The organism is Pseudomonas sp. 2995-3 (assembly GCF_002742565.1).
Taxonomy (GTDB): Bacteria; Pseudomonadota; Gammaproteobacteria; order Pseudomonadales; family Pseudomonadaceae; genus Aquipseudomonas; species Aquipseudomonas edaphica.
In genome coordinates this window covers 1-232 of the sequence record NZ_LJSB01000457.1, presented here as the reverse complement: position 1 = coordinate 232, position 232 = coordinate 1, and the positions used below count along the sequence as shown (strand labels likewise).

The window sequence follows — 232 nt, the reverse complement described above, 5'->3', positions numbered from 1 at the left end:
CTGTTAGTTGGTATGGGCCTGACTTCGTATTCAAAAATATACATAACCAACCTATTCTAATACGGTCTAAAACTCATGCTGGTAGAATTTTTGTACAAGTCTTCTCTTCTGATGTCATTAATTATGAGCCTCGTCATGTTCCAAAAGCTCCAGAAAAGCTTCCGGAAGAAGTTAGCATCGAATAGAAAGAAAAATAAATATATTTGACAAAAAATTGTAACAATTATCCCCC

1 protein-coding gene is annotated in these 232 nt (G+C 34.5%); it reads left to right on the top strand.

Annotation, left to right across the window (positions count from 1 at the left end; translation table 11 throughout):
• Window positions 1–185, top strand: a 185-nt coding sequence (locus AOA62_RS32370) for a hypothetical protein (RefSeq protein ID WP_218244262.1), incomplete at its 5' end; no start/stop codon positions are given.
• Window positions 186–232 lie beyond the last annotated feature (47 nt).